The 4,083-nt window shown below is 48.9% G+C and carries 2 tRNA genes and 1 rRNA gene; all 3 read left to right on the top strand.

The window, feature by feature from the left end:
- The first annotated feature begins 204 nt into the window (after positions 1-204).
- Positions 205-281: transfer RNA gene (locus EBI00_RS15850), tRNA-Ile, on the top strand.
- Between the two features lie 179 nt (positions 282-460).
- Positions 461-536: transfer RNA gene (locus EBI00_RS15845), tRNA-Ala, on the top strand.
- Positions 537-1,165: 629 nt separating this feature from the next.
- Positions 1,166-4,064, top strand: a 23S ribosomal RNA gene (locus EBI00_RS15840).
- Positions 4,065-4,083 lie beyond the last annotated feature (19 nt).

Genomic DNA, 4,083 nt, shown 5'->3' with positions numbered 1-4,083 from the left:
AACCGCAAGGGGGGCGGTTACCACGGAGTGGTCAATGACTGGGGTGAAGTCGTAACAAGGTAGCCCTAGGGGAACCTGGGGCTGGATCACCTCCTTAAACGATAGAAACCTCTGGTGAGCGTTCACACAAATTATCTGATGGTACAAGCTGGTGAAAATCGGTGACGTACAATATCTAGTTTATGAGAAGCACAGAAAGTATTTGGGTCTGTAGCTCAGTTGGTTAGAGCGCACCCCTGATAAGGGTGAGGTCGGCCGTTCAAATCGGCCCAGACCCACCAGTATATCAATAACCGCGTTATTTAAGATCTCGTTTAGCGAGCTAAACGTCGACCTTAAAAGCCTTGTTCTTGACATCCTGGTATTTGATTGGAGATACCTTCTTCGATTAACCAAATACACGTTAGTANTCGGCCGTTCAAATCGGCCCAGACCCACCAAATACGATCTAGTTAGTAATGGGGCTATAGCTCAGCTGGGAGAGCGCCTGCTTTGCACGCAGGAGGTCTGCGGTTCGATCCCGCATAGCTCCACCATTTACTGATTACGATCATTCTGTGTAAAAGATTAGAAGAGAGTTCTAAGCAAGACGCTAAACATCTTATGCATTCGTGTGTTGGGTGATTNNNTTAGTCTCTGACTTAGTGCTTTGCACTAAACTTGCTCTTTAACAATTCGAATTTTGAAATAACGATAAATCAAGCGTTAAACCGGTGGAAGCTCACTTACTCTTAATTCTTAGGAATAATAGATTAGTGACTTCTATTATCGTAAATCCAAAGAGGTACAAAAGCTCTTTGGTATGTGATCTGATTGTTGTTTCTACTTTTCCTTTGGAATCGTAAAAACTACTTTGGGTTATATGGTCAAGTGACCAAGCGTGCACGGTGGATGCCTTGGCAGTCAGAGGCGATGAAGNCTGACTTAGTGCTTTGCACTAAACTTGCTCTTTAACAATTCGAATTTTGAAATAACGATGAATCAAGCGTTAAACCGGTGGAAGTTCACTTTAACCTAGTGACTTCTATTATCGTAAATCCAAAGAGGTACAAAAGCTCTTTGGTATGTGATCCGAAACTATTTTGGGTTATATGGTCAAGTGACCAAGCGTGCACGGTGGATGCCTTGGCAGTCAGAGGCGATGAAGGACGTNTTTGGGTTATATGGTCAAGTGACCAAGCGTGCACGGTGGATGCCTTGGCAGTCAGAGGCGATGAAGGACGTGGTAATCTGCGAAAAGGTTCGGGGAGTCGATAAACAGACTTTGATCCGAACATGTCCGAATGGGGAAACCCACTCTACTTGTAGAGTATCCCACAGTGAATACATAGCTGTGTGGAGGCGAACCCGGGGAACTGAAACATCTAAGTACCCGGAGGAAAAGAAATCAACCGAGATTCCCTAAGTAGCGGCGAGCGAAAGGGGATTAGCCCTTAAGTGGTTTTGGTGTTAGTAGAAGGCTCTGGAAAGTGCCGCGATAGAGGGTGATAGCCCCGTATACGAAAACACCTTAATCATGAAAACGAGTAGGACGGGACACGTGTTATCCTGTCTGAATATGGGGGGACCATCCTCCAAGGCTAAATACTCCTGACTGACCGATAGTGAACCAGTACCGTGAGGGAAAGGCGAAAAGAACCCCTGTGAGGGGAGTGAAATAGATCCTGAAACCGTGTACGTACAAGCAGTGGGAGCGGACTTGTTCCGTGACTGCGTACCTTTTGTATAATGGGTCAACGACTTATTTTCAGTAGCAAGGTTAAGCGATTAGTGGAGCCGTAGGGAAACCGAGTCTTAATAGGGCGTTTAGTTGCTGGGAATAGACCCGAAACCGGGCGATCTATCCATGAGCAGGTTGAAGGTTGAGTAACATCAACTGGAGGACCGAACCCACATCCGTTGAAAAGGCTGGGGATGACTTGTGGATAGGAGTGAAAGGCTAATCAAGCTCGGAGATAGCTGGTTCTCCTCGAAAGCTATTTAGGTAGCGCCTCGTATCTCACCATTGGGGGTAGAGCACTGTTTGGGCTAGGGGGTCATCCCGACTTACCAACCCCATGCAAACTCCGAATACCAATGAGTGCAATTACGGGAGACACACGGCGGGTGCTAACGTCCGTCGTGGAAAGGGAAACAACCCAGACCGTCAGCTAAGGTCCCAAAGTTACAGTTAAGTGGGAAACGATGTGGGAAGGCTTAGACAGCTAGGAGGTTGGCTTAGAAGCAGCCATCCTTTAAAGAAAGCGTAATAGCTCACTAGTCGAGTCGGCCTGCGCGGAAGATATAACGGGGCTAAAACTGTACACCGAAGCTACGGATGCTTAATTTATTAGGCATGGTAGAGGAGCGTTCTGTAAGCCGTTGAAGGTCAAGCTGTAAGGCAGGCTGGAGGTATCAGAAGTGCGAATGTTGACATGAGTAACGATAAGGGGAGTGAAAAACTCCCCCGCCGGAAGACCAAGGTTTCCTGTCCCATGTTAATCAGGGCAGGGTGAGTCGGCCCCTAAGGCGAGGCAGAAATGCGTAGTCGATGGGAAACAGGTTAATATTCCTGTACCGATGTATATTGCGATGGAGAGACGGAGAAGGCTAGGCCAGCACAGCGATGGTTGTCTGTGTTTAAGGCGGTAGGCAAGTGACTTAGGCAAATCCGGGTCACTCTTTTAGAGAGAATGCCGAGAACTGATGACGAGCCCTCTTTTGGGCGAAGTGGTTGATGCCATGCTTCCAGGAAAAACTTCTAAGCTTCAGATATACATTGACCGTACCCCAAACCGACACAGGTGGTCAGGTAGAGAATACCAAGGCGCTTGAGAGAACTCGGGTGAAGGAACTAGGCAAAATGGTACCGTAACTTCGGGAGAAGGTACGCCGGCCGGTGTGAAGGACTTGCTCCGTAAGCACTAGTCGGTCGAAGATACCAGGTGGCTGCGACTGTTTATTAAAAACACAGCACTCTGCAAACACGAAAGTGGACGTATAGGGTGTGACGCCTGCCCGGTGCTTGAAGGTTAATTGATGGGGTTAGCGCAAGCGAAGCTCTTGATCGAAGCCCAAGTAAACGGCGGCCGTAACTATAACGGTCCTAAGGTAGCGAAATTCCTTGTCGGGTAAGTTCCGACCTGCACGAATGGCGTAACGATGGCCACACTGTCTCCACCCGAGACTCAGTGAAATTGAAATCGCAGTGAAGATGCTGTGTATCCGCGGCTAGACGGAAAGACCCCGTGAACCTTTACTATAGCTTCACAGTGAACTTTGAACCTACTTGTGTAGGATAGGTGGGAGGCTTTGAAGCGGTGACGCCAGTTACCGTGGAGCCACTCTTGAAATACCACCCTGGTATGTTTGAGGTTCTAACTCAGGTCCGTAATCCGGATCGAGGACACTGTGTGGTGGGTAGTTTGACTGGGGCGGTCTCCTCCCAAAGAGTAACGGAGGAGCACGAAGGTGTGCTCAGCATGGTCGGAAATCATGCATAGAGTGTAAAGGCAAAAGCACGCTTAACTGCGAGACAGACACGTCGAGCAGGTACGAAAGTAGGTCTTAGTGATCCGGTGGTTCTGTATGGAAGGGCCATCGCTCAACGGATAAAAGGTACTCCGGGGATAACAGGCTGATACCGCCCAAGAGTTCACATCGACGGCGGTGTTTGGCACCTCGATGTCGGCTCATCACATCCTGGGGCTGAAGCCGGTCCCAAGGGTATGGCTGTTCGCCATTTAAAGTGGTACGCGAGCTGGGTTTAGAACGTCGTGAGACAGTTCGGTCCCTATCTGCCGTGGACGTTTGAGATTTGAGAGGAGCTGCTCCTAGTACGAGAGGACCGGAGTGGACGAACCTCTGGTGTTCCGGTTGTCACGCCAGTGGCATTGCCGGGTAGCTATGTTCGGACGGGATAACCGCTGAAAGCATCTAAGCGGGAAGCCTCCCTCAAGATAAGATCTCACTGGGACATAAGTCCCCTAAAGAGCCGTTCGAGACTAGGACGTTGATAGGTTGGGTGTGTAAGTGCTGTGAGGCATTGAGCTAACCAATACTAATTGCTCGTGAGGCTTGACCATATAACACCAAAGTGGTTTT

The organism is Marinomonas hwangdonensis, assembly GCF_003721245.1.
Taxonomy (GTDB): Bacteria; Pseudomonadota; Gammaproteobacteria; order Pseudomonadales; family Marinomonadaceae; genus Marinomonas; species Marinomonas hwangdonensis.
Note: the sequence above shows the minus strand (reverse complement) of the source record. Positions and strands in the feature narration are given on the sequence as shown.